Here is a 24,533-nt window from a genome sequence, read left to right on the forward strand (position 1 = left end):
CGCTCAGACCGCCTTCGCCGTACGGATCCGGGTCCACGGCGTGAGCAGCCGCTGGACGCCGAGGAGCAGCAGGTCGGCGGTGATGGCGAGCACCACGCACAGCACGGACGCGGTGAGGATCTGCGCCTTGAAGAAGGTGGGCAGGCCCTGCTCGATGAGGTTGCCGAGGCCGCCGTGGTCGACGAGCGAGCCGATCGTGGTCAGCGCGACGGTGGCGACCGTGGCGATCCGGAGGCCGGCCATCAGGGCGGGCAGCGCGAGCGGCAGCTCGACCTCGAAGAGCAGCCGTACGCGCCCGTATCCCATCCCGCGGGCCGCCTCCAGGGCGTCGGGCGGCACCGATTCGAGCCCGGCCAGGATGTTGCGTATGAGGATCGTCAGTGAGTACAGCACCAGGCCCGTGATCACCAGGCCGGCCGAGAGGCCGAACACCGGGAGCAGCAGGGCGAACATGGCGAGCGAGGGCACGGTATAGAGCACGGTGGTGAAGCCGAGGACGGTGGCCGCGACTCCCTTGCGGCCGCGCGCGAGCAGCGCGAGGGGGAAGGCGACGAGGAGGCCTATGAGCACCGACACCGCGGTGATCCAGATGTGCTGGACCGTCGCGTCGGTCAGTTCCTGACTGCGGGAACTGACGTATTCCCAGCAGATCCAGTCGTTCGCCGCCAGACAGTTCTGCGCCACTTCCCCACCTCCCCCGGGCATCCCGTTACCTCTGCCCCGAACGTACGTACCAAACCCTATCCCCGGCCACTGACAATCGCCGTGGGCCTTTGCGGTACAGCAACATGGGATTCACACAAGCGCGCACGCCAGCCTTCACAATGGGGACCCATGATCCGGTTCGAGCACGTCACCAAGCGGTACGACGACGGCACCATCGCCGTGGACGATCTCTCCTTCGAGGTGGCCGAGGGGGAACTGGTCACCCTGGTCGGCCCGTCGGGGTGCGGCAAGACCACGACGATGAAGATGGTCAACCGTCTCATCGAGCCGTCCGGCGGACGGATATTCGTGGACGGAGAGGACATAGCGACCGTCGATCCGGTCCAACTGCGGCGCCGCATCGGCTATGTGATCCAGCAGGTCGGGCTCTTCCCGCACAAGACGGTCCTGGAGAACACCGCGACCGTGCCGCATCTGCTCGGCGTCAAGAAGGCGAAGGCGCACGAGCGCGCGGCCGAGCTGCTCGACCTGGTGGGGCTCGACCCGAAGACGTACGGCTCGCGCTACCCGGAGCAGCTCTCCGGCGGCCAGCGTCAACGAGTGGGTGTGGCAAGGGCATTGGCGGCCGACCCGCCCGTCCTGCTGATGGACGAGCCGTTCGGCGCGGTCGACCCGGTGGTGCGCGAGCGGTTGCAGAACGAGTTCCTCAAGCTCCAGTCGCAGGTGCGCAAGACCGTCCTGTTCGTCACCCACGACATCGAGGAGGCGGTCCGGCTCGGCGACCGCATCGCCGTCTACGGGCAGGGCTCCATCGAGCAGTTCGACGCTCCTGCCGCCGTGCTCGGCGCCCCCGCCACCGACTATGTCGCGGACTTCGTCGGCGCCGACCGCGGCCTCAAGCGGCTTTCGGTCACCCCCATTGAGGAGAGCGACCTCGACCAGCCGCCCGTGGTCCACCTCGATGACCCGCTCCCTGCCGACATCGCGCGCTGGGCGGTCGTCCTGGACGGCGAGGACAATCTGCACGGCTGGATCTCCGGCGAGCAGGCCCGGCTCGGCACGGGCACGGTCCGCGAGCACGCCCGGCGCATGGAGGCCTGGCTGCCGGTCGGCGCCTCCCTCAAGCAGGCCTTCGCCACGATGCTCCAGCACGACGCGGGCTGGATCGCGGTGATCGACCGCGAGGAGCGGGGCCGTTTCCTCGGCGTGCTCACCCCGGCCCGGCTCCACGAGGCGCTGCGCCGCTCCATCGACGCGGACGCCCACGCGGTGCCGCGGACCGAGGTGACGGTCGACTCGGTCGCGTCGGTCAGCTCGCGCTGAGCCGGCCGCCGATCCACTCCAGGGTCGGCGGGATCTCGCGGCGCCAGGTGTTGAAGTTGTGGCCGCCGCTGTCCAGCGTGATGGACGACACGCGGCCGGGCGCCTTCACCTTCTTGATGAAGGCCTGGGTCGGCTTGTAGTTGTCCTCACCCGACAGGGAGCTGGTCACCAAGAAGGACGACGTGCCCGCCGGCAGGTGGTCCAGGCTCCACAGCAGGTTGGCACGGTTCTGCTGGTGCTTGTCGCCGTGGAAGAGGTCGCCGGTCGTCGGGTCGTCGGCCGCCTTGTAGTACGCGGAGAGGCCGGCGCTCGCGGCGAACTGCTCCGGGTGGTGCATGCCGATCTTCAGGGCGCAGTAGCCGCCGGTGGAATTGCCGATGAATCCCCAGTTCCGGGCCTTGGTGCCGACGCGGTACGTGGCGGAGATCGCCCTCGGCACGTCCTTCGCGAAGAACGTCTCGGTCTGCGGGCCGCGCGGTATGTCGACGCACTCCGTGTCGCGCTGGCCGGCCACCGTGGGGCGCATCATGACCAGGATCATGGGCTGCATCTTCTTCTGCTTGGCCTGCGCCCAGGCCGTCTTCGGATAGCGCAGCCCCTTGAGCAGGTTCTCCGCGGTGCCCGGGTAGCCCGTCAGCACGATCGAGGCCGGGAAGGTCTTCTTCTCGTACGCCTTCTGGAAATACTCCGGCGGCAGATACACATACGCGGGGCTCGTTATCCCCGACTTCCGACCGGACAGCACGATCTTCTGGATCTCGCCCCCGATCTGCGGCTTTCCCGCACCCGGGGTGTCGGGCTTCTGCTTGGCGACGATCTTGACGCCCCCGCCGCCCGCCGAATGGTCGACGACCTTGCCCATGTCCTGTTCCTGGCCGAACAGGTCGGCCCAGGATCCGTAGAACAGGAACGAGTTGTTGGCGGCGAGACCGACCGACGCGAAGATCGCCAGCTGGGTCGCGAGCAGCAGCCCGATCCGGCCCGTCACGGCCTTCCAGCTGCGACGGGCCAGGCGCGGCCACAGCCAGACGGTGACCGCGAACAGCACTACCGCCAGGAAAACGGCGAGTGCCAGGACCTTGTTGCTCGTGAGACCCATGAGTCGATGAAACTTTCTGGCTGAGATTTTCCTGAGGGCGAGGGAACCCACCCCCCACAAGTCCCGTCCTAGAGGGCGCAAATTGTCCGGCTGGACGGTGCGGACGCCGTCCCCCGGCCAACTGAATCTCTCGCGGAGTCACGGGAAGCGATGTCTGTCAGGATAGATGGGGACAAAAACGGATCGGTTCCGACTCGTGTACGAAAGGTCCTCCGCGGGCCGCGCCCCGAGTCGGTTCCCAAGCTGGTCGGTACGGCCTGCACGATCGTGGGCCTCCTGGACGTCGCGGCCGGAGTCTTCGATCGCGTCCGGCACAGTCGGTTCCACAGCGTCAGCGAAGTGCTGCCGGGCACCTTCGGCCCCTTCGCGGCGGCCGTGGCGCTCTGCGCCGGCATCCTCCTGCTGCTCCTCGCGCACGGCCTGAAGCGCCGCAAGCGCCGAGCGTGGCGGGCCGCCGTGGTGCTGCTGCCGATCGGGGCGGTGGCCCAGTTCTGGTACCGGCACTCCGTCGTCGGGGTGCTGATCTCATTGGTACTTCTCACACTGCTCGTTCGCCACCGGAGCGAGTTCACCGCGCTGCCCGACCCGCGCAGCCGCTGGAAGGCCGTGGCGAACTTCTTCCTGATGGGAGCGGGGTCGCTGGGCCTCGGCCTGGTCATCGTGAGCGTCCATCCCAACCGGACGCTGGGCAATCCGTCCATCGTGGACCGCATCCAGCACGTGATGTTCGGCCTGGTCGGCTTCGAGGGACCCGTGGAGTACCAGGGCCGCACCAGCTGGACGGTCGGCTACTCGCTCGGCGCGCTCGGCCTGCTGACCGCCGTCACCACGATCTACCTGGCGTTCCGCCCCGAGCACCCGGCGGCCCGCCTCACCGAGGACGACGAACACAAGCTGCGCGAGCTGCTCGCCAAGCACGGCGCCCGCGACTCGCTCGGCCACTTCGCGCTCCGCCGCGACAAGGCCGTCGTCTTCTCGCCCAGCGGCAAGGCGGCGGTCACCTACCGGGTGGTCTCCGGTGTGATGCTCGCGTCGGGCGACCCGATCGGTGACGTCGAGGCGTGGCCCGGCGCCATCGAGCGGTTCATGGACGAGGCGAAGGCGCACTCCTGGACCCCGGCGGTCGTCGGCTGCTCCGAGACCGGCGGCGAGGTGTGGACCCGCGAGACAGGGCTCGACGCGCTGGAGCTGGGTGACGAGGCGGTGGTGGACGTCGCGGATTTCTCCCTCGCCGGACGCGCCATGCGGAACGTACGCCAGATGGTCAAGCGCATCGAGCGCAATGGCTACGAAACCCGCGTGCGGCGCGTTCGTGACCTCTCCGCCGGTGAGCTGGAGCGCATCCGCCGGGCCGCCGAGGACTGGCGCGGCACCGACACCGAGCGCGGCTTCTCGATGGCGCTGGGCCGCATCGGCGACCCGAACGACGGCGACTGCGTGATCGCGACGGCCCACAAGGCCGACGACGAGGGCGCGGCGCCCGGTGCGTACGGCGACCTGAAGGCCATCCTCCACTTCGTCCCCTGGGGCAAGGACGGCATGTCCCTGGAGATGATGCGCCGCGACCGCTCGGCCGACCCCGGCATGAACGAGCTCCTCATCGTGGCCTCCCTCCAGGCCTGCGAGAAGATCGGCGTACGTCAGGTCTCCCTGAACTTCGCGATGTTCCGCTCGGCGCTGGCGCGCGGCGAGAAGATCGGGGCGGGGCCGGTGCTGCGGATGTGGCGCGGCCTGCTGGTCTTCCTCTCCCGCTGGTTCCAGATCGAGTCCCTCTACAAGTTCAACGCGAAGTTCCAGCCGCGCTGGGAACCGCGCTTCATGGTGTACCGGGCCCATGCGGACCTTCCTCGCATCGGGTTCGCCGTGATGCAGGCGGAGGGCTTCGTGAACCTGGGCCTCCCGGGCCCGCTGGCCCGCCTCACGCGGGCGGCCCGCCGCGAGCGGGTGTGCGCGCACGTCCCCCCGAAGGAACACGGGGCCCACGCGGCGTAACCCCCGGCCCCGGCCCACTCGGCCGGGGCCGGGGTTTCGCCTTCACGGCGCCTTACCCGTTGGTTCCCCGCGCCCCTGAGCGACGCTGGGGCCGAGCGGCATGCAACCGGTCGCGCCCGCCCCGGTGGAACCGGATCAGGCTCGCTCCAGCTCCGGCTCTGCCGGAACCGGCTCGGGCGCAGACGACACCACACGCCGCCCAGCCACCCGGTCGGACGACAGCCCCACCAACGCCACCCCGATCACCAGCACGAACGCGACCCCGGCCAGCGCGAACGACAGCGTGAACTGGCTCTCCGCCGGCAGCGGCGGCACCCCGGCCGGCAACCCGGAGATGACCTTCGACGCGAGCAGCGACGTGATCACCGCACTGGCGATCGCGGAACCCACCGACCGCGAGATCGAGTTGATCCCGTTCGCGATCCCCGTCTGGTGGTGCGGGACGCTCGCCACGATGAGCGCCGGCATCGCCGCGTACCCGAAGCTGATCGCGGCACCGATCAGCATGCCCGCGAGGATGACGGACGACGTCGAGTCGTGCGCCCCGGTCAGCCAGGCGAAGCCGAGCACACCGAAGGCGGCACCCGCGGCGAGCGTGAAGCGCGCCCCGATCCGCCCCACGAGCTGCCCGCCGAGCGGCGCGGCGATCAGCGAGACGAGGGTGGTGGGCAACAGGTACTCGACGGAGGCGCGGAGTACGGACGCCGTGAAGCCGTACCCGGTCAGCGCGTCCGGCATCTGCACCAGGTACGAGACGCCGATGAACTGGGAGAACATCGCGAAGCCGAGGAGCAGTCCGGCCAGGTTGGTGAAGAGCACCGGCCGGTGCGCGAACATCCGCATGTCGACCATGGGCTCGGCGACCTTGCGCTCGACCAGGACCCAGACCCCGGCCATCACCACGGCGCCGACGAAGAGCCCGACCGTACGGCCCGAGGACCAGCCCCACTCATGCCCCTGCGAGATGGGCAGCAGGAGCATCACGAGGAAGGCGGCCAGGGTGGCCGCGCCGAGCCAGTCGGTGCGTCCGCCCGTCTTCGTACGGGAGGCGGGCACGACCGCGATGACCGCGATGAGGGCGAGGACCGCGAGGATCACGGCGAGCCAGAACACCCGGTGGTAGTCGGGGTGCGAGCCCTGCGTGAGCAGACCCGCGCCGACGAGCGCGAGCCCGCTGCCGAACGCGAGCGTGCCGCTGACCAGCGCCATCGCGCCGTGCAGCTTCTGCGCCGGAATCTCCTCGCGGAGTACGGACAGAGCCAGCGGGAAGATCGCGGTGGCCGCGCCCTGGAGCACCCGGCCGACGATCAGCAGCACCAGCGAGCTGGTGGTGGCGGCGAGCACGGAGCCCGCGACCATGACCACGAGCACACCGATCAGGGTCGGCTTCTTACCGTGCATGTCGCCGAAGCGGCCGAGCAGCGGGGTGAAGACCGCGGCGGAGAGCAGGGTCGCGGTGGTGACCCAGCTGACGCCGGACGTGGTGGTGCCGAGGTCGCTCTGGATCGTCCCGAGGATCGGCACGACCAGGGTCTGCATCATCGAGACGACCATGGCCGCGAGGCCGAGGACCAGGACGAGTCCGGTACCGCCGCTGGGGCGTTGGTTAGTGGTCACTTTTTCTTCCGTACGGCAGGAGCGGCCGGGAGCGGCCGCGTGAGCAAAAGGGAAGCTTGATTACCTCAAGCAACTTAATGAAGGTAAACATCAAAGGTTGAGGTAGTCAAGTTTCGCTCGAACCGCGGGTACAGTGGGCCGCATGCCTGGAACCCGCCCCACCGCCGTCAGCAACCTCACGCTCGTGGACGCCATCTGGGACGCCCTGGCCGGCTTCTACGGCGACTTCACGTCGGCCGCCGCCGACGAGGGCCTCACCTCCAGCCAGGCCAAGACCCTGACCGTGCTGCGCCGGGGCCCCGCCTCCATGCGCTCGCTCGCCACCACGCTGCACTGCGACGCGTCCAATGTGACGGGGATCATCGACCGTCTCGAAGCGCGCGCCCTGGTGCGCCGCGAGCCGAGCCCCACCGACCGCCGCGTCAAGAACGTCGTCCTCACCGACGAAGGGACGCGCACGGTGGAGACGGTGCGCACGGGCATGCTTGCCACCCACACCGCCCTCGACTCGCTCCCCGACGCCGACCGCGTCGCCCTGCACGACCTCCTGGAGCGCCTCTTCCCGGCCCCCGGCCATGGTCCGGGAACCTCCGCCTGACGCCTACGCTTGACGTATGAGTACGTTGAACGGGCGGCCGAACGGGCGGGGGACCGTCGCCGGTCTGCCCGCGTGGGACCGCTGCGCGGTCATGGGCGTGGTCAATGTGACACCCGACTCCTTCTCCGACGGCGGCCGCTGGTTCGACACCTCGATCGCCGTCAAGCGCGGCCTCGACCTCGTCACCGAGGGCGCCGACCTCGTCGACGTCGGCGGCGAGTCGACCCGCCCCGGCGCCACCCGCGTGGACGAGGCCGAGGAGCTGCGCCGCGTCATCCCCGTCGTGCGGGGCCTGGCCGCCGAGGGCGTCACCGTCTCCGTCGACACCATGCGCGCTCGCGTCGCCGAACAGGCGATCGCCGCCGGCGCGGTCCTGGTGAACGACGTCAGCGGGGGCCTCGCCGACCCCGCGATGATCCCCGCCGTCGCCGCCACCGGCGCCCCCTTCGTCGTCATGCACTGGCGCGGCTTCAGCCAGGACATGAACAGCCGCGCCGTCTACACCGACGTGGTCGGCGAGGTCGTCGCCGAACTCCGCGTCCGTATCGACGCCGTCATCGAGGGCGGCATCGCCCCCGAGCGCCTCCTCATCGACCCCGGCCTCGGCTTCGCCAAGCAGGCCGAGCACGACCTCGCCCTCGTCGCCCACCTCGCCGCACTGCGCGCGCTCGGCCGGCCCGTCCTGGTCGCCGCCTCCCGCAAGCGGTTCCTCGGCCACGTCCTGGCCGGCGACGAAGGCGCCCCGCCGCCGGCCCGCGAACGCGACGCGGCCACCGCCGCCGTCTCCGCCATAGCCGCCCACGAGGGCGCCTGGGCCGTACGCGTCCACGAGGTGCGCGCCACCGCCGACGCCGTCCGCGTGGCCCGCGCCGTCGAGGGAGCCCGGTGAGCCCCCGTTCGGACATCGAGGCGGTCGAGCGCGCCAACACCGCGTTCTACGAAACCCTGGAGCGGGGCGACTTCGAGGAGCTGTCCGAGCTCTGGCTGAGCGCGACCGTGGCCGGCGACACCGGGATCTCCTGCGTCCACCCGGGCTGGCCGGTCCTCTCCGGGCGCGGCGAGGTGCTCCGCTCGTACGCGCTGATCATGGCGAACACCGAGTACATCCAGTTCTTCCTGACCGATGTGAAGGCCGTCGTGCTCGGCGACACCGCCCTGGTCACCTGCACCGAGAACATTCTCAGCGGCGGCCCCGCCGAGGAGAGCGGCGAGCTGGGGCCCCTCGTCGGCCAGCTCGTCGTCGCCACCAATGTGTTCCGCCGCACATCCGAAGGGTGGCGGCTCTGGTCCCACCACGGCTCTCCGGTGCTCACCGAATCGGGCGACGAGGAGCCGGACGCGGCCTGAAGAAGCCTCAAGAGGCGTGAACGGGGCCCGAAGAGGACTGAATCCGGGCACGATCGGAAGCTTTCGAGGGTTGAACCCGGAGCCATCGGGTAGGGGCGGCTACCAGGCCTGTCAGGATCTGTCCATAGCCCCCATGGGCGAGCACTGTCAGTGCCCGCAGGTAGATTCGATTGTGGGCACCGTGCCGCCCGCACGCGGCCGCATGTCCGTCTGACCAACGACAGCAGGAGTGATTCGCGTGGATCGTGTCGCGCTGCGCGGCCTCAAGGCCCGTGGACACCATGGCGTCTTCCCCCGGGAACGCGAGGAAGGCCAGACCTTCATCGTCGACCTGGTGCTCGGCCTCGACACCCGCCTCGCGGCGGCCGACGACGACCTGGCGAAGACCGTGCACTACGGCGTGGTGGCCGAGGAAGTCGTGGACGTCGTCCAGGGCGAGCCCGTCGACCTGATCGAGACGCTCGCCGAGCGGATCGCCCAGCAGTGCCTCAAGCACGAAGGCGTCCAGGAGGTGGAGGTGGTCGTCCACAAGCCCGACGCGCCGATCACCGTCCCGTTCGACGACGTGACCATCACCATCACCCGGAGCCGAGTATGAGCCTGTATTCGCAGGGGGCCGCGCAGAGCGACCCGACCGTACAGCCGGTGCCCGCCTCCGTGGTCGAGCAGGTCGACGCGGCCGACGTGACGCTCAACAACCCGCGCCGCGCGGTCATCGCCCTCGGCTCCAACCTCGGCAACCGCCTGGAGACGCTCCAAGGCGCCATCGACGCCCTGGAGGACACCCCGGGCCTGCGCGTCAAAGCCGTCTCGCCGGTCTACGAGACCGAGCCCTGGGGCGTCGACCCCGACTCCCAGCCCTCGTACTTCAACGCGGTCGTCGTCGTGAAGACCACCCTGCCGCCGGCCTCGCTCCTGGAGCGCGGCCACGCCATCGAAGAGGCCTTCGACCGGGTCCGCGAAGAGCGCTGGGGCCCGCGCACCATTGACGTGGACATCGTCGCCTACGCCGATGTCGTCTCCGACGACCCGGTCCTGACGCTCCCTCACCCCCGCGCCCACCAGCGTGCCTTCGTGCTCGCCCCCTGGCACGACGTGGATCCCGCAGCCCAGCTGCCCGGCCACGGCGCGGTCGCCGACCTGCTGAGCGGCGTCGGCCACGAAGGCGTGCTCGCCCGCGCCGATCTGGAACTCCGGCTGCCCGAGTAGTCGTTACGCTTCTGAGGGTGGCCACCGGGTGCGCCGCGGAAGGTGCCGCACGACCCGCGCCCCCTCGGTGCGCCGCGGCGCACCGGCTTCGACCTGACCACCGAGAGACGCGAAGGGCACTACTCCGTGAAGCAACTGCGGCTTGGCGTACTGGCCGGACTGTTCGTCATCGCCGGAGTGCTCTCCTGGGCGGGCGCCCGGCTGTGGGACGCGGTGGCCACGCTGCCCAGCGTGCCGATCGCGGCGCCCATCGTGCTCGCGGTGATCGCCGTGATCCTGCTCGCCACCGCCCTGTCCATCCGCTCCCGGCTGCGCGCCCAGCGCGAGCGCCGGCCGGGCGCCAAGGGCGTGGAGCCCCTGATGGCGGCGCGCGCGGTGGTCTTCGGCCAGGCCAGTGCCCTGGTCGCGGCCCTGGTCTGCGGGATGTACGGCGGGACCGGCGTCTATCTGCTGAGCTACCTCGACGTGCCGTCCCGCCGCGACCAGGCGATCTACGCCGGCTTCTCGGTCCTGGCCGGCATCGCCGTGGTGGCCGCCGCGTTCTTCCTGGAGCGCGTCTGCAAGCTCCCCGACGACGAGGACGACACCACGGCGCCGGTCACCTGAGACCCCGCACGCCGGTTTCGGCCACGGCTACAGCAGCGTGCCGCCCTCGATCCGGGTGCGCGCCAGGATCTCTTCGAGGCGCGCGAGAACGGCCGCCGACAGCTCGATCCGCCCGGCCGCGAGGTTCTCCTCGATGTGGGCCGGGGTGCGGCTGCCCGGGATCGGCACCGTGTGCTCGTCCTGGTGCAGCAGCCAGGCGAGCGCCAGCTGCGCCGCGGTGATGCCCAGCTCGTCGGCGACCCCGCGCACCGGCGCGAACCGGTCGGTGTTCGCCTTGAGGTTGGCCGCGTCGAACCGGCCCATGTGGCGACGGAAGTCGCCCTCCCCGACCGTCTCCACCGCGCCGCCGAGGAAGCCCTGCCCCAGCGGCGACCACGGCACGATGCCGACGCCCAACTCCCGTGCGGTGGCGAGCAGTTCGGGAGGGATCGGCCGCCACATCGACCATTCGACCTGCACCGCGGCCACCGGGTGCACGGCGTGCGCCGCCCGCAGCTGGTCGGACGTCACATTGGACAGGCCGAGATGGCGCACGAGGCCGGCCTCGACCAGTTCGGCGACCGCGCCCACCGTGTCGGCCAACGGCACCTGCGGGTCGGGGAAGTGCGGGTAGTACAGGTCGATGTACTCCGTGCCGAGCGCCCGAAGGCTGGCCTCCGCATAGCCCCGTACGTGCTCGGGGGCGGCGTTGACCGCGAGCTCGCCGAAGGCGTAGCCGACCGGGAGGGGGTGCGGCTCGGCGCCCTCGGGGATCCGGAAGCCGAACTTGGTGGCCACGACGGCCTGCTCGCGGCGGCGCCCCGTGAGCACCCTGCCGACGAGCCGCTCGTTGTGGCCGTCCGCGCCGTAGCCGTCGGAGGTGTCGATGAAGGTCGCGCCCGCGTCCAGCGCCGCCCGCAGTGCGCGCTCGCCCCGGTCGTCGTCGATGTCGCCGTAGATCCCCGGCGACAGGACCATGGCACCGAAGCCGAGCGCGGAGACTTCCAGGTCACCGAGAGAGCGGACTGGCAAATTCTGTTCCGTCATCGCCCGAGCCTGTCACGGCCGGCGCCCAACCGGCAGGCCCCGTCCTGGAGTTGGACGGACCCTCAGCAGGCCGGCCTCAGCGGGACGGCCTCAGCGGGCCATGATCAGGCTCATCGCCTCGCTGCGCGTCGCCGGGGCGCGCAGCTGCCCGCGCACCGCCGACGTCATGGTCTTGGCGCCGGGCTTGCGTATGCCGCGCACCGACATGCACATGTGCTCGGCCTCGATCACGACGATGGCGCCGCGCGCGTCGAGGATCCGCATCAGCGAGTCGGCGATCTGCGTGGTCAGTCGCTCCTGCACCTGCGGCCTGCGGGCGAACACGTCCACCAGACGGGCCAGCTTCGACAGACCGGTGATCTTGCCGGACTCGGCGGGGATGTAGCCGACGTGGGCCACCCCGTGGAACGGCAGCAGATGGTGTTCACAGACGGAAACGATCTCGATGTCCTTCACCAGGACCATCTCGTCGTGCCCCAGGTCGAACGTGGTCGTCAGAACGTCCTCCGGCTCCTGGCGCAGACCCGCCAGGATCTCCCGGTACGCCCGCGCCACCCGCGCCGGTGTCTCCTTGAGCCCCTCGCGGTCCGGGTTCTCGCCGACCGCTATGAGGAGCTCGCGCACGGCGTTCTCGGCTCGCTTCTCGTCGAACTCGCCGATCTTGGCCTCGCCGTCCAGCGTCACCGGGTCGGTCATCTGTGCCTCGTTCCTCGACTGACATTCATGGCGCATGGCCGGAAAACACCCGCGCCCCCACAGGCTAGAACCTGGGGGGCGCGGCATGCATTCCGGGGCCGGTGCGGGCCCCGGGGGCTCAGGCCTCGGGACGGTCCTCGGGGGCCGGCAGGGCCTCCGTGGGCGTCTCCAGCGGCGCGGAGCCGTTGGCGCTCGTGGTGGCGCCGTTGGTCAGCGCCAGCTCCTTGGGCGAGAGCACCGGAGGCCTCGTCGACGGCGTACGCCGCGAGGAGCCGGTCCAGGCCGGGCGGGCCGGGCGCTTGACGATGCCGGAGAAGACCTCGGCGATCTGCTCCTTGCTGAGGGTCTCCTTCTCCAGGAGTTCCAGGACCAGCTTGTCGAGGATGTCGCGGTTCTCGACCAGGATTTCCCAGGCCTCGTTGTGCGCCGTCTCGATGAGCTTCTTGACCTCTTCGTCGACGAGCGCCGCGACCTCTTCCGAGTAGTCGCGCTGGTGCCCCATCTCGCGGCCCAGGAACGGCTCGGTGTTGTCGCCGCCGAACTTGATCGCGCCCAGACGTTCGGTCATGCCGTACTGCGTGACCATCGCGCGAGCGGTGGCCGTGGCCTTCTCGATGTCGTTGGCCGCGCCCGTCGTCGGGTCGTGGAAGACGAGCTCCTCGGCCGCGCGCCCGCCCAGCATGTACGCCAGCTGGTCGAGCATCTCGTTGCGCGTGGTCGAGTACTTGTCCTCGTCCGGCAGGACCATGGTGTAACCCAGGGCCCGGCCGCGCGACAGGATCGTGATCTTGTGGACCGGGTCCGAGTTGGGGGAAGCCGCGGCGACCAGGGCGTGACCGCCCTCGTGGTACGCGGTGATCTTCTTTTCCTTCTCGGACATGATCCGCGTGCGCTTCTGCGGACCCGCCACCACACGGTCGATCGCCTCGTCGAGCGCGTGGTTGTCGACCAGCTTCTTGTTGCTGCGCGCCGTGAGGAGCGCCGCTTCGTTCAGCACGTTCGCCAAGTCGGCGCCGGTGAAGCCGGGGGTGCGCCGCGCGACGGCCGACAGGTCGACGTCCGGGGCGACGGGCTTGCCCTTCTGGTGAACCTTGAGGATCTCCAGACGGCCCTGCATGTCCGGGCGGTCGACCGCGATCTGGCGGTCGAAGCGGCCGGGGCGCAGCAGCGCCGGGTCGAGGATGTCGGGCCGGTTGGTGGCGGCGATCAGGATGACGCCGCCCTTCACGTCGAAGCCGTCCATCTCGACGAGCAGCTGGTTGAGGGTCTGCTCGCGCTCGTCGTGACCGCCGCCGAGGCCCGCGCCGCGGTGACGTCCCACGGCGTCGATCTCGTCGACGAAGACGATCGCCGGGGCGTTCGCCTTGGCCTGCTCGAAGAGGTCGCGGACACGCGAGGCGCCCACACCCACGAACATCTCGACGAAGTCGGAGCCGGAGATCGAGTAGAAGGGAACACCGGCCTCTCCCGCGACGGCGCGGGCGAGCAGGGTCTTGCCGGTGCCGGGCGGGCCGTAGAGCAGCACGCCCTTGGGGATCTTGGCGCCGACGGCCTGGAACTTCGCCGGCTCCTGGAGGAACTCCTTGATCTCGTGGAGCTCCTCGACCGCCTCGTCGGACCCCGCCACATCGGCGAAGGTCGTCTTCGGGGTGTCCTTGGTGATGAGCTTGGCCTTGGACTTCCCGAAGTTCATGACTCGGGAGCCGCCGCCCTGCATCTGGTTCATCAGGAACAGGAAGACCACGACGATGAGGACGAAGGGGAGCAGCGAGAGCAGGATCCCGAGGAACGGGTTCTGCTTGTCGGGCGAGACGGTGTAGCCCTTGGGGATGTCACCGGCCTTGACGCTGCCCTGCAGCTGGTCGGCGAGCGAGCTCGCCTGGATGTCCCCGATGTAGTTCGCCTGGACCTTGCTGCTGCCCTTGACCTTCTGGCCGTCCTTCAGGTCGATCTTGATGACCTGGCTGTCACCTGTGGTGATCTTGGCCTGTTCGACCTGCTTGTTGCTGATCGCCTGAACGACATCGGATGTGTCGACCGTCTTGTAGCCGCCACCCGAGCCGACGACCTGCATCAGCACGACCACGGCGAGGACGGCCAGCACGATCCACATGACCGGCCCACGGAAGTATCGCTTCACGTCCATCCATACGGAGCGAGAACGCCCCGTCCCTCCTGCCCGTAGTAAATGCTGCTGTGACTGTGACTAAGACTGACTAAGTCTCTGCGTAAAGACTGTTCTTCGGACGGTACCCCAGCATTGTCACCCGTGGTCGCACGGTACGGCTGACAAAGGGCCCTTCCCATGCTCCAACGGCGCGGGGCGGGCTGTGGTTCCCCGATTCGGAACGGGTTGCCTCAGCCGCCGTACACGTGCGGGGCGAGCGTCCCGACAAAGGGGAGATTGCGGTACTTCTCGGCATAGTCGAGGCCGTAGCCCACGACGAATTCATTCGGAATGTCGAAGCCGATCCACTTCACGTCGATGGCGACCTTTGCGGCATCCGGCTTACGGAGCAGCGTGCACACCTCCAGGGAGGCGGGCTCGCGCGATCCGAGGTTGGACAGGAGCCACGACAGGGTGAGACCCGAATCGATGATGTCCTCGACGATCAGGACGTGCTTGCCCTTGATGTCGGTGTCGAGGTCCTTGAGGATCCGCACGACGCCGGAGGACTGGGTGCCCGCACCGTACGAGGAGACGGCCATCCAGTCCATGGTGACCGGGGTGGACAGCGCGCGGGCCAGATCCGCCATGACCATGACGGCGCCCTTGAGGACACCGACGAGGAGCAGGTCCTTGCCCGCGTACTCCGCGTCGATCTTCCCGGCCAGCTCCGCCAGCTTCGCGTCGATCTCTTCCTTGGTGATGAGCACCGACTGGAGGTCGGTGCCCATGTCCTTCTCGTTCACCCGGGCCGCTTTCTTGGGGGTTTCTGTTGTCCGTAAGCGAGCCGAGTTACGTGCGTGAGCTCAGCCCTGCCGAATGACCAGTCTGCCACCCTGCCGACGCGCGACGACGCGGCCCGGGAGATTGATGGCCCGCTGACCACGCCAGCTGGTGATCAGCTTGTCGACCTCCTCGACATGGCGGGCGAAGAGCGAGCCGGCGGGTGAGCCCGCCTCGATCACCGCGCGGCGTACGATCCGGCGCCGTACGGCGGGCGGCAGCGCGAAGAGCTTCGCGCACTCAAGGAGCCCCGCCTCGTCCCGTACGGAGGCGTCGGCCTGCTGGGCCCAGGCGTCCAGGGCGTCGGCGTCGTCGCGGGAGAGCTGGGCGGTGCGCGCGAGCGCCTCGACGACGCCCTTGCCGAGCGCCTTCTCCAGGGCGGGCAGGCCCTCCTGGCGCAGCCGGGAGCGGGTGTAGGCGGGGTCGGCGTTGTGCGGGTCGTCCCAGACGGGCAGCGACTGGACCATGCAGGCCTTGCGCGCGGTCTGGCGGTCGAGCTCCAGGAAGGGACGCCGGTAGCGGCCCGCCGCCCCCGAGACGGCGGCCATGCCGGACAGGGAGCGGGTGCCGGAGCCGCGGGCGAGGCCGAGCAGCACCGTTTCGGCCTGGTCGTCGCGGGTGTGGCCGAGCAGGATCGCGGCGGCGCCGTGGCGCTCGGCGGCGGCGTCGAGGGCGGCGTAGCGGGCGTCCCGGGCGGCGGCCTCGGGACCTCCCTCGCGGCCCACGCGCACGGCGACGGACTCGGCGGGGTCCAGACCCAGGGCGGTCATGCGGGAGACGACCTCGGCGGCGCGCAGGTCCGAGCCGTGCTGGAGGCCGTGGTCGACGGTGATCCCGCCGGCGCGCAGCGAGAGCTTGCGGGACTCGAAGGCGAGGGCGGAGGCGAGCGCCATGGAGTCGGCGCCGCCCGAGCAGGCCACGAGCACGAGGGGCTCGGGCGCGGTGCGAACGCCCGTGCCCCGACCGGCGGGGGCCCCCGCGGTCACGGGCGTCTCGGCGCTGTGGTGGTCGCGGGAGTGGTCGCGGGAGTGTTCGTTCAGTACGTCGTGGAGTACGCGGCGAACCGCCAGGCGTATCGCTGCGACCGCAGGATGGGGACCCATGTCCGGTGCCCTTCGGTGAAGTTGGGGGTGCCTCTTGCGCGGAGAGGATGCGGGGGGAACAGGGGGAGCAGGAGGGTCGTCAAGTCACACAGAGTGCGTAGATGGTGACAGAACAGAGCCGTTACCCGAGCATTGCACGCCTACCCATGCCCCACGGTCCCTCGGATGGGTGATTCCCGCGTTGACACCCGCCACCGGCGGCGGTCAGGTCAGGACTCCGCCTTGCGGTGCACCCGCGCGACCCACTCCGCCGGCTTGGCGATCTCGGACTTCGTAGGAAGGGTGTTCGGAGAGGTCCACACGCGGTTGAAGCCGTCCATGCCGACCTCTTCCACCACGGCCCGCACGAAACGTTCGCCGTCGCGGTACTGGCGCAGCTTGGCGTCGAGGCCCAGGAGCTTGCGCAGCGCCATGTCGAGCCGGGAGGCGCCCTTGGCCCTGCGCTCCTTGAACTTCTCGCGGATCTCGGCCACCGAGGGCACGACCTGCGGCCCGACCCCGTCCATCACGTAGTCGGCGTGGCCCTCCAGGAGGGACATCACGGCGGTGAGCCGGCCGAGGATCTCGCGCTGCGCCGGCGTCTGCACCAGCTCGACCAGGGAGCGGCCCCCGTCGTCCTCCTCGCCCTCGGGACGGCCCCCCGCCAGGGACTGCGCCGCGTCGCGCAGCCGCTCAAGGACGGTCATGGGGTCGACCTCGGTGGCGGCGAGGAACGCCTGGATCTCGCTCTCCAGGTGGTCGCGGAGCCAGGGCACGGCCGTGAACTGGGTGCGGTGGGTCTCCTCGTGGAGGCAGACCCAGAGCCTGAAGTCGTGCGGGGGCACGTCGAGTTCGCGCTCCACGTGCACGATGTTGGGCGCCACGAGCAGCAGCCGGCCGCCGCCGCCCGGCCCCGCCGGAAGGTCCCGGCTCGCGGGCGCGAAGGTCTCGTACTGCCCGAGGACGCGCGAGGACAGGAAGCTCAGGAGCATGCCGAGCTCGACGCCGGTGACCTTGCCGCCGACCGCGCCGAACACCGCACCCGCCGGGCTGTTGCCGCGGCGCTCCTGCATCTTGTCGAGCAGGGGCCGCAGGATCTCGCGGAAGCCGGCCACGTTGGCCTTCACCCATCCGGCCCGGTCCACGACCAGGACGGGGGTGTCCTCCGGTTCGACGCCCTCCGGGATCATCCGGGTGAACGCCCGTACGTGTTCCTCGGCGGCCTTGGCGTGCCGACGGAGCTCGGCGACGATCTCTCGCGCCTCGTCACGGCTCACGTCGGGGCCCGGCCGCACCAGTCGGGTCGCGGTCGCGACCGCGAGGTTCCAGTCGACCATCCCAGAGGTACCTGCACCGCCGATGCCAGTCATGCGTCAACCGTACGTTGTCGTCCCCGCAAGGGAACCCGGTCGGCGAAGCTCAGTGCGCCGCGAGCCGGGTGGCGAGCCGGTCCAGGGCGCGCTGCGCGGGCGCCGGGTCGGCGCCCGGCGTGCCCGCCGTGAGGAACGCGAACGCCAGCAGATGGCCGCTCGCGTCCACGACGGTGCCCGCCAGGGTGTTGACCCCGGCGCCGCCGAGCGTGCCGGTCTTCGCCCTGACGAGGCCGGTCGCGGCCGAGGTCGTGCCGTAGCGGGTGCTGAGGGTGCCGGTGAACCCGGCGACGGGCAGGCCGGTGAGGATCGGCCGCAGTTCGGGGTGGGCCGGGTCGGCGGCGTGCGCGAGCAGCCGGGTGAGCAGGTCCGCGGTGAGCCTGTCGGCGCGGTTGAGCCCACTGCCGTCCGTGAACACGCTCCCGTTCAGCGGGAGTTGGGCCTTGGCGAGCTGGGCGGCCACGGCCGCGGCGCCGCCCTCGAAGCTCGCGGGCTTCCCGGTGGCGATCGCGGTCTGCCGGCCGAGGGCCTCCGCGATGTCGTTGTCGCTCTCGGTCAGCATCCGCTCGACGATCTCGGTCAGCGGCGCGGAACGCGTACTCGCCACCGTGGTCGCGCCCGCGGGTCTGCCGCCCGCCACCGGGTCGTCCGCCCGCACCCCGCGGTCCCGCAGCAGCCGGGCGAAGGCCCGCGCGGTGTCGCCCGCCGGGTCGGCGGTACGCGCGCCGGGCCCGCTCTCCTCCGCGCCGGACAGACCGGCCGAACCGGCGGAACCGGCGGAACCAGCGGAATCGGCTGAACCGGCGGGGAGCTGCGTACGCCCCTCGTCCGTCATCAGGGCCACGACCGGTGCGAGGTTCTCGTTCGGCCCGATCGGATGCACCGCGGTGCCGGTGAACAGCGAGGCGTCGTACGTGAGTCGGACGTGGTCGAGGGAGCGGGCGAGCAGCGCGCGGGCGGTGTCGTCGGCGAGCGCGGCCAGGCGCGCCCGGTCCAGGGTCGGATCGCCGCCGCCTACGAGGGTGAGCGCCGAGCCGTCGGCCGGGGCCACCACGGCGGTGGTGAAGCGGTGATCGGCGGGGAGCGCGGTGAGGACCGCGGTCGCCGTCGCGATCTTGGTGGTGGAGGCCGGCGTCATCGCGACGTCCGCGCGGGAGGCGTACACCACCTGTCCGGTGGCGGTGTCGAGGACCGAGCCCGCCGGGTGCGGGCCGAGCGCGGGGTCGGCGAGCAGCGGGGCGAGCGCCGCGGGCAGGGCGGCCGGGACGGGCGCGCCCCCGACAGCGCCGAGCGCCGCGAGCACGCTGGGCGCGCTCGGGGCCGGAGCCGGAGCATCCGCATCCGCGGGGCGCTGGTGATGTGCGCCACCCCTGGCGTCCCACGATGCGGCCCGTGCGCGCTCGGCCGTACGCTGACCTGAGTCCCACGGTCCCGCCAGGGCCGCGGCCCCGGTCGCAAGGGCCAGGCCGATCGCCGCCGCACCCGCTGTGAGCTGCCATGTCTTGGGTCCCGACACCGAGGACCAGCCCCTTTCGCGATCACACACCTGCGTGAGGGACACTTAATCACCAGAACTGCGTCCCGCCGCGAACATGACGGTCGACGCAGCCCCGTCCGATGCATGTGCTGATCATGGAGGAGAGCCACCCGTGGAGTTCGACGTCACCATCGAGATCCCGAAGGGATCGCGGAACAAGTACGAGGTCGACCACGAGACCGGCCGGATCCGCCTGGACCGTCGACTCTTCACCTCGACCAGCTACCCGGCCGACTACGGCTTCGTCGAGAACACCCTCGGCGAGGACGGCGACCCGCTGGACGCCCTGGTCCTGCTCGACGAGCCGACCTTCCCGGGCTGCGTCATCAAGTGCCGCGCGATCGGCATGTTCCGGATGACCGACGAGGCCGGCGGCGACGACAAGCTGCTGTGCGTCCCGGCGTCCGACCCGCGCGTCGAGCACCTGCGCGACATCCACCACGTCTCCGAGTTCGACCGCCTGGAGATCCAGCACTTCTTCGAGGTCTACAAGGACCTGGAGCCCGGCAAGTCCGTCGAGGGCGCCGACTGGGTCGGCCGCGTCGAGGCCGAGGCCGAGGTCGAGGCCTCCTACAAGCGCCTTGAGGCGCAGGGCGGCGCGCACTGACGCGCGCACTTCCGTAGCGAACGGGCGGTGCACCCTCGGGTGTGCCGCCCGTCGTCGTAGGACCCGCGCACGAAGACCGCACACGAAGATCACGCATGAAGATCACGCACGAAGATCACCTCCCCGCCTCCCCTTGTCGTGCCACGTGATGGTGCCCCACATACTGGGCACACGGACCCGAAGTGGCTGGAGGGAGGCACGGGACCAGTGATGGCCGAGCAGCACGACACGGTCGAGGACCGCAAACCGCAGTCCGACGAGGCGCGCAGTGCCTTCGCACCCCCCGAGGGCGTGGAGCAGCCGCAGGTGCCCGAGGAAGACTCGCCGACCTCCGAGTTCGCGCTTCCGGCCGGTCTCGCCACCCCGGTCGTGGAGTCGCCCGCCGAGCAGCCCGCGTCCGCGTTCACCACGCCGAGCGCGTACACCGCCCGGGACACGCCGAACCCGATGACCACCACCGGCGCCATGCCGTTGGTGCGGCTCTCCAAGGACGCGCCCTGGCAGGACCGGATGCGCACCATGCTGCGGATGCCGGTCGGCGACCGGCCGGTGGCCGAGCCGGTGCAGAAGCACGACGACACCGGCCCCGCCGTGCCCCGCGTACTCGACCTGACGCTGCGTATCGGCGAGCTGCTGCTCGCAGGTGGCGAGGGCGCCGAGGACGTCGAGGCCGCGATGTTCGCGATCTGCCGCAGCTACGGCCTCGACCGCAGCGAACCCACGGTCACCTTCACCATGCTCGGCATCACCTACCAGCCGTCCCTTGTGGACGACCCGGTGACGGCCAACCGCACGGTGCGCCGGCGCGGCACCGACTACACCCGTCTGGCGGCCGTGCACCGGCTCGTCACGGACATGACCAGCGAGGACCACGAGGTCTCCCTCGAAGAGGCCTACCGGCGCCTCGCGGAGATCCGCCGAAACCGCCACCCCTACCCCGGCTGGGTCCTCACCACCGCCTGCGGAATCCTGGCGGGAGCCGCCTCGGTGCTGCTCGGCGGCGGCGTCACGGTCTTCCTGGTGGCGGCGGTCGGCGCGGTCCTCGGCGACCGGCTCGCCTGGCTGTGCGCGGCCCGCGGACTGCCGGAGTTCTACCAGTTCGTGGTGGCCGCGATGCCGCCCGCCGCGATGGGCGTGGCGCTCAGTCTGCTCTCCTGGAACCTCCGGCCGTCCGCCGTGATCACCGGTGGGCTCTTCGCACTGATCCCGGGGCGGGCCCTGGTCGCGGCCGTCCAGGACGGCCTCACAGGGTTCTACGTGACCGCGTCCGCGAGGCTGCTCGAAGTCGGGTACTTCTTCGTCGCGATCGTCGTCGGTGTCCTGTCCGTCCTGTACGGCGGACTCCAGATCCACGCCGAGCTCAACCCTGAAGGCACCTTCCAGCCCACCAACCGGCCGATCGTGCAGATCCTCGCGTCGATGGTGCTCTGCCTGACCTTCGCGATCCTGCTGCAACAGGACCGCTCCACCGTCCTGATCGTCTCCGCCAACGGCGGCGTCGCCTGGGTGGTGTACGCCGCGATCGCGGTCACCGCGAAAGGCTCGCCGATCATGGCGACGGCGGTCGCGGCCGGCCTGGTCGGCCTCTTCGGCCAGCTGCTCTCGCGGTACTGGAACACCTCGGCGCTGCTGTACGTGACCGCCGCGATCGGGCCGCTGCTGCCCGGTAGCGCCACGTACTTCGGGGTCCTCTCGATCGCCCAGAACCACCTGAACACGGGCGTCGCCTCCCTCGCCAAGGCCATCGCGCTCGCCCTGGCCATCGCGATCGGCGTGAACCTCGGCAACGAGGTCGCCCGCCTGTTCCTGCGCTCCCCGGGCGCGGGCCGCGCCGCGGCGAAGCGGACCCGGGGCTTCTGACCCGGGCTCGGCACACCGCAGCCGCGGGGGCCGGGGTCAGCGCCCCGGGGCCGCGCTGGGCGGGGTCAGCGCTTGGCGTGCCGGCCGCCGCCGCGCGGCGGGGCCTGGCCGGGACCCTCGGGGGCCGTCTGCGGGTTCTCCTTCGCCTTGGAGCGGGCCCGCAGGAACTCGATCGCGATCGGGACCACGGAAATCAGCACGATCGCGACGAGGATCAGCTCGATGTGTTGGTGCACGAACTGCACATTGCCGAGCGCCGCGCCCAGCAGCGTCACGCCCGCGCCCCACAGGCTGCCGCCGATGACGTTGAAGGTGACGAACGAGCGGTAGTTCATCCCGGAGACGCCCGCGATGATCGGCGTGAAGGTGCGCACGATCGGCACGAAGCGGGCCAGGACCAGCGACTTCGGACCGTACTTCTCGAAGAATTCGTGGGCCTTCTCGACGTTCTCCTGCTTGAAGAGCTTGGAGTCGGGCCGGCTGAAGAGGGACGGGCCCACCTTCTTGCCGAAGAGATAGCCCACCTGGTCGCCGAGGACCGCCGCGAACACGACCAGGAGGCAGACCAGCCACAGCGGGGTGTCCAGCTTGCCCGTGGTGACGAGCAGGCCCGTGGTGAACAGGAGCGAGTCACCCGGCAGGAAGAAGCCGATGAGCAGGCCGGACTCGGCGAAGATGATGATCAGCAGCCCGACGAGGCCGAAGGTCTGGAGCAGATAGTCGGGGTCCAGCCAGCTCGGTCCGAGGGCAAGGGAAGTCACGGGTACCGGGCTCCTGGGTGTGGGTGTCGGTCGGGCTGTCTGCCGTCGGCAGCCAAAGTTATCAACGTAACGCGCGAAAGCGTGGTTCCAGGGGCAGGCTTGAGATGGCCGACACTGACACGGGCCGACAAGGGCTACCGGAAGGCGGACTGCATGGGCATCGAGGAGTACGGCGGCGGACAGGGCCCGCAGTCGGACGTGCTGGTAGTGACCACGAACGACGTGCCCGGGTACACCGTGCAGCAGGTCATCGGGGAGGTCTTCGGCCTCACCGTGCGCTCCCGTCACCTGGGCAGCCAGATCGGCGCCGGCCTCAAGTCGATGATCGGCGGCGAGCTCAAGGGGCTCACCAAGACGCTGGTCGAGACGCGGAACCAGGCGATGGAACGCCTGGTGGCCCAGGCGAAGGCGCGGGGCGCCAACGCGGTCCTGATGATGCGGTTCGACGTCACAGAGGCGGCGGACGTGGGCACGGAGGTGTGCGCGTACGGGACCGCGGTGATCATCGCCCGCGCCTGACCCGGGACCACCACCGGCGGATGTCACATCCTCGAACTCCCCTCCCCCGAAAGGAACTTGGCTCTCCATGGCACTGCACCGCGGCGGCAGCAAGAAGGAGCACGACGCAGGAGGAGGGGATACGGAGTTCGGGCGGCTCGCGCTCAACCCCTTCTTCGGGGCGGCGGACCCGGTCGGCTCGATGACCTCGGCGCCGCCCCGGCACCGGCTGCCCGACCGGCCGCTGCCCCCGGACACCGCGCACCAGCTGGTCCATGACGAGCTGATGCTCGACGGCAACGCCCGGCTCAACCTGGCGACGTTCGTCACCACCTGGATGGAGCCGCAGGCCGGGGTGCTGATGGCGGAGTGCCGCGACAAGAACATGATCGACAAGGACGAGTATCCGCGCACCGCCGAGCTGGAGCGGCGTTGTGTGGCCATGCTCGCCGACCTCTGGCACGCGCCCGACCCGAGCACCACCGTCGGCTGCTCGACCACCGGGTCGAGCGAGGCGTGCATGCTCGCCGGGATGGCGCTCAAGCGGCGCTGGATGAAGCGCAACGCGGACCGCTACCCCTCGCGCGAGGCCCGCCCCAACCTCGTCATGGGCGTCAACGTGCAGGTGTGCTGGGAGAAGTTCTGTACGTTCTGGGAGGTCGAGGCGCGCCAGGTGCCCATGGAGGGCGACCGCTTCCACCTCGACCCGCAGGCCGCGGCGGCGCTCTGCGACGAGAACACGATCGGCGTCGTCGGGGTGCTCGGCTCGACCTTCGACGGGTCGTACGAGCCGATCGCCGAGCTGTGCGCGACGCTCGACGATTTGCAGGAGCGTACGGGTCTGGACATCCCGGTCCATGTCGACGGGGCGTCCGGGGCGATGATCGCGCCCTTCCTCGACGAGGACCTGGTGTGGGACTTCCGGCTCCCCCGGGTCTCCTCCATCAACACCTCGGGGCACAAGTACGGGCTCGTGTACCCGGGGGTGGGCTGGGCGCTGTGGCGCACGGCGGAGGAGCTGCCGGAGGAGCTGGTCTTCCGGGTGAACTACCTCGGCGGCGACATGCCGACCTTCGCGCTCAACTTCTCGCGCCCGGGGGCGCAGGTGGTGGCGCAGTACTACACGTTCCTGCGGCTCGGGCGGGAAGGGTACCGGGCGGTGCAGCAGACCACGCGGGACGTTGCGCGGGGGCTCGCGGAGCGGATCGACGCGTTCGGCGACTTCCAACTCCTTTCGCGCGGCGAGGAGTTGCCGGTGTTCGCCTTCACCACGGCGCCGGATGTCGACCGGTACGACGTGTTCGACGTCTCGCGGCGTCTGCGGGAGCGGGGCTGGCTGGTGCCGGCGTACACCTTCCCGGCGAACCGGGAGGACCTGTCGGTGCTGAGGGTGGTGTGCCGCAACGGCTTCTCCTCCGACCTGGCGGGGCTCCTCATCGAGGACCTGAGCCGTCTGCTTCCCGAACTCCGCCGGCAGGTCGCTCCGCTGGGGCGGGACGAATCGGAGGCGACGGCGTTCCACCACTAGCCTGCGGCGCGCTGCCCGTCTGTGCGGCTACTTGAGGGTGCAGCTCCCTGGGGCTCCGCCCCAGACCCCGACGGCGCTTGCCCACCCACCCGCCCGTGCGGCTACTTGAGAGTGCAGCCCCCTGGGGCTCCGCCCCAGACCCCGACGGCGCTTGCCCACCC

The 24,533-nt window shown here is 70.5% G+C and carries 23 protein-coding genes; 12 read left to right on the forward strand and 11 right to left on the reverse strand.

Going from position 1 to position 24,533, the window contains the following annotated elements; all coding sequences use genetic code 11:
• Positions 1-3 precede the first annotated feature (3 nt).
• Positions 4-684, reverse strand: coding sequence for an ABC transporter permease (locus tag AB0D31_RS27295; RefSeq protein WP_362727933.1), 681 nt, complete (start codon positions 682-684; stop codon positions 4-6).
• 150 nt (positions 685-834) lie between these two features.
• On the opposite strand from AB0D31_RS27295, the gene AB0D31_RS27300 reads away from it, so the two are divergent.
• A complete protein-coding gene (locus tag AB0D31_RS27300; protein WP_362727935.1) occupies positions 835-1,989 on the forward strand; it encodes a betaine/proline/choline family ABC transporter ATP-binding protein in 1,155 nt (384 codons plus the stop codon).
• Here AB0D31_RS27300 and AB0D31_RS27305 read toward each other — a convergent pair.
• Positions 1,976-3,088 (reverse strand): alpha/beta hydrolase-fold protein, encoded by a 1,113-nt coding sequence (locus AB0D31_RS27305; protein ID WP_362727937.1) that lies wholly within the window; start codon positions 3,086-3,088, stop codon positions 1,976-1,978. The genes AB0D31_RS27300 and AB0D31_RS27305 overlap by 14 nt on opposite strands.
• Positions 3,089-3,238: 150 nt before the next feature.
• Here AB0D31_RS27305 and AB0D31_RS27310 point away from each other — a divergent pair, with 150 nt between their 5' ends.
• Positions 3,239-5,080 carry a phosphatidylglycerol lysyltransferase domain-containing protein gene (locus tag AB0D31_RS27310; RefSeq protein WP_362727939.1) on the forward strand — a complete coding sequence of 614 codons (1,842 nt, stop codon included), beginning with the start codon at positions 3,239-3,241 and terminating at the stop codon, positions 5,078-5,080.
• A gap of 135 nt (positions 5,081-5,215) precedes the next feature.
• Here AB0D31_RS27310 and AB0D31_RS27315 read toward each other — a convergent pair whose 3' ends face one another.
• Positions 5,216-6,697, reverse strand: coding sequence for an MFS transporter (locus AB0D31_RS27315; protein WP_362727941.1), 1,482 nt, complete (start codon positions 6,695-6,697; stop codon positions 5,216-5,218).
• A 142-nt stretch (positions 6,698-6,839) separates the two neighbouring features.
• Here AB0D31_RS27315 and AB0D31_RS27320 point away from each other — a divergent pair, with 142 nt between their 5' ends.
• The 6 genes from AB0D31_RS27320 to AB0D31_RS27345 all read left to right on the forward strand — a co-directional run bounded on the left by AB0D31_RS27320 (position 6,840) and on the right by AB0D31_RS27345 (position 10,457).
• On the forward strand, positions 6,840-7,295 hold the full coding sequence (locus AB0D31_RS27320; RefSeq protein WP_362727943.1) for a MarR family transcriptional regulator: 456 nt from the start codon (positions 6,840-6,842) through the stop codon (positions 7,293-7,295).
• A gap of 16 nt (positions 7,296-7,311) precedes the next feature.
• The gene (gene folP, locus AB0D31_RS27325) at positions 7,312-8,184 is read left to right on the forward strand and encodes a dihydropteroate synthase (RefSeq protein WP_362727945.1); all 873 of its coding nucleotides are present in this window, start codon (positions 7,312-7,314) and stop codon (positions 8,182-8,184) included.
• Entirely contained in the window at positions 8,181-8,642 is a 462-nt protein-coding gene (locus AB0D31_RS27330; RefSeq protein ID WP_362727947.1) for a nuclear transport factor 2 family protein, read from the forward strand. The genes folP and AB0D31_RS27330 overlap by 4 nt, the downstream gene beginning before the upstream one ends.
• Before the next feature lie 238 nt (positions 8,643-8,880).
• On the forward strand, positions 8,881-9,240 hold the full coding sequence (gene folB, locus AB0D31_RS27335; RefSeq protein WP_053731208.1) for a dihydroneopterin aldolase: 360 nt from the start codon (positions 8,881-8,883) through the stop codon (positions 9,238-9,240).
• Positions 9,237-9,851, forward strand: coding sequence for a 2-amino-4-hydroxy-6-hydroxymethyldihydropteridine diphosphokinase (folK, locus tag AB0D31_RS27340; protein WP_362727949.1), 615 nt, complete (start codon positions 9,237-9,239; stop codon positions 9,849-9,851). The genes folB and folK overlap by 4 nt, the downstream gene beginning before the upstream one ends.
• Positions 9,852-9,977: 126 nt before the next feature.
• Entirely contained in the window at positions 9,978-10,457 is a 480-nt protein-coding gene (locus AB0D31_RS27345) for a DUF3180 domain-containing protein (protein WP_362727973.1), read from the forward strand.
• Positions 10,458-10,484: 27 nt separating this feature from the next.
• Here AB0D31_RS27345 and AB0D31_RS27350 read toward each other — a convergent pair whose 3' ends face one another.
• The 7 genes from AB0D31_RS27350 to dacB form a co-directional block, all read right to left on the reverse strand.
• Positions 10,485-11,483 carry an aldo/keto reductase gene (locus AB0D31_RS27350; protein ID WP_362727951.1) on the reverse strand — a complete coding sequence of 333 codons (999 nt, stop codon included), beginning with the start codon at positions 11,481-11,483 and terminating at the stop codon, positions 10,485-10,487.
• A 90-nt stretch (positions 11,484-11,573) separates the two neighbouring features.
• A complete protein-coding gene (folE, locus tag AB0D31_RS27355; RefSeq protein WP_362727953.1) occupies positions 11,574-12,179 on the reverse strand; it encodes a GTP cyclohydrolase I FolE in 606 nt (201 codons plus the stop codon).
• Between the two features lie 118 nt (positions 12,180-12,297).
• The gene (ftsH, locus tag AB0D31_RS27360) at positions 12,298-14,325 is read right to left on the reverse strand and encodes an ATP-dependent zinc metalloprotease FtsH (protein ID WP_362727955.1); all 2,028 of its coding nucleotides are present in this window, start codon (positions 14,323-14,325) and stop codon (positions 12,298-12,300) included.
• Positions 14,326-14,537: 212 nt separating this feature from the next.
• Complete coding sequence (gene hpt, locus AB0D31_RS27365) at positions 14,538-15,077, reverse strand: hypoxanthine phosphoribosyltransferase (protein WP_120727895.1); 540 nt, start codon at positions 15,075-15,077, stop codon at positions 14,538-14,540.
• 75 nt (positions 15,078-15,152) lie between these two features.
• Positions 15,153-16,232, reverse strand: coding sequence for a tRNA lysidine(34) synthetase TilS (tilS, locus tag AB0D31_RS27370; RefSeq protein WP_362727957.1), 1,080 nt, complete (start codon positions 16,230-16,232; stop codon positions 15,153-15,155).
• A 209-nt stretch (positions 16,233-16,441) separates the two neighbouring features.
• A complete protein-coding gene (locus tag AB0D31_RS27375; protein ID WP_362727959.1) occupies positions 16,442-17,581 on the reverse strand; it encodes a zinc-dependent metalloprotease in 1,140 nt (379 codons plus the stop codon).
• A 49-nt stretch (positions 17,582-17,630) separates the two neighbouring features.
• On the reverse strand, positions 17,631-19,097 hold the full coding sequence (gene dacB, locus AB0D31_RS27380) for a D-alanyl-D-alanine carboxypeptidase/D-alanyl-D-alanine-endopeptidase (protein WP_362727961.1): 1,467 nt from the start codon (positions 19,095-19,097) through the stop codon (positions 17,631-17,633).
• A 133-nt stretch (positions 19,098-19,230) separates the two neighbouring features.
• On the opposite strand from dacB, the gene AB0D31_RS27385 reads away from it, so the two are divergent.
• Positions 19,231-19,725 carry an inorganic diphosphatase gene (locus tag AB0D31_RS27385; RefSeq protein WP_100577700.1) on the forward strand — a complete coding sequence of 165 codons (495 nt, stop codon included), beginning with the start codon at positions 19,231-19,233 and terminating at the stop codon, positions 19,723-19,725.
• Positions 19,726-19,935: 210 nt separating this feature from the next.
• The gene (locus tag AB0D31_RS27390) at positions 19,936-21,585 is read left to right on the forward strand and encodes a threonine/serine exporter family protein (protein WP_362727963.1); all 1,650 of its coding nucleotides are present in this window, start codon (positions 19,936-19,938) and stop codon (positions 21,583-21,585) included.
• 65 nt (positions 21,586-21,650) lie between these two features.
• On the opposite strand, the gene AB0D31_RS27395 is transcribed toward AB0D31_RS27390, so the two are convergent.
• On the reverse strand, positions 21,651-22,346 hold the full coding sequence (locus AB0D31_RS27395; RefSeq protein WP_362727965.1) for a VTT domain-containing protein: 696 nt from the start codon (positions 22,344-22,346) through the stop codon (positions 21,651-21,653).
• 153 nt (positions 22,347-22,499) lie between these two features.
• On the opposite strand from AB0D31_RS27395, the gene AB0D31_RS27400 reads away from it, so the two are divergent.
• Together AB0D31_RS27400 and AB0D31_RS27405 are read left to right on the forward strand one after the other, a co-directional pair.
• Entirely contained in the window at positions 22,500-22,865 is a 366-nt protein-coding gene (locus AB0D31_RS27400) for a YbjQ family protein (protein ID WP_267058746.1), read from the forward strand.
• Between the two features lie 67 nt (positions 22,866-22,932).
• Complete coding sequence (locus tag AB0D31_RS27405) at positions 22,933-24,372, forward strand: glutamate decarboxylase (protein ID WP_362727967.1); 1,440 nt, start codon at positions 22,933-22,935, stop codon at positions 24,370-24,372.
• Positions 24,373-24,533: the final 161 nt, after the last annotated feature.

The organism is Streptomyces sp. NPDC048361 (assembly GCF_040651795.1).
GTDB lineage: Bacteria > Actinomycetota > Actinomycetes > Streptomycetales > Streptomycetaceae > Streptomyces.